Genomic DNA, 662 nt, shown 5'->3' on the forward strand with positions numbered 1-662 from the left:
CTTGGCGTAGAGCACCAGACCCTGGCCATCCCACCACAGCGCCTTGACCAGATCGCCGCGGCGACCGCGGAACACGAACAGCTGGCCGCTGAACGGATCCTGCCCGAGCGCCTCCTGCACCTGCCGCGCCAAACCGTCGAAGCCGCGCCGCATGTCGGTGGCGCCCGCGGCCAGCCAGACCCGCACGCCGGGCGGTGGCCCCGGGATCACCCGCGCAGCGCCGCCAGCACCCGCCGCAGGGCGATGAGGCTGACCTCCTCGCCGACCCGCACCCGGATGCCGTCGGGCAACTCAATCTCGATCCCGGTAGCCTTGCGGGGCGGTGGCGGCGATCGCGGTGTGGGCTCCGGCTCCGGCAGCATCTCGTCCCGATGATCGGAGGCCGCGACGCGGACCGGCACGAACTCCGGCGTCGGCTCGGCCACCAGCAGGCCATCCCGGGCCTGGCGCCGCCATTGAAACACCAAGCTACGGTAGATGCCGTGTCGGGCCGCCACCTCAGCCACCTGCACACCGGGGGCATCGCATTCGGCCAGGATGCGGAGCTTATCGGCTACGCTCCAACGGCGCCGCCGCTCGCGCCCGGTGATGATCTCGACCGCCCCGCTGCCCATGACCTTACAGCCGACCTTACGCCCGACGTTAAGGCCACCAGCCTCAAC

General features: G+C 71.5%; 2 protein-coding genes. Both read right to left on the bottom strand.

All coding sequences use genetic code 11. From position 1 onward, the window contains the following. A partial coding sequence (tnpB, locus tag H7965_RS30210) for an IS66 family insertion sequence element accessory protein TnpB (RefSeq protein ID WP_186774123.1) occupies nt 1-210 on the bottom strand: 210 nt, incomplete at its 3' end. Next, nucleotides 207-662 (bottom strand): IS66-like element accessory protein TnpA (tnpA, locus tag H7965_RS30215; protein ID WP_222440907.1); only part of this gene is annotated, 456 nt, incomplete at its 5' end. The genes tnpA and tnpB, both read right to left, overlap by 4 nt.

It is taken from the genome of Siccirubricoccus deserti (assembly GCF_014283215.1).
Taxonomy (GTDB): Bacteria; Pseudomonadota; Alphaproteobacteria; order Acetobacterales; family Acetobacteraceae; genus Siccirubricoccus; species Siccirubricoccus deserti.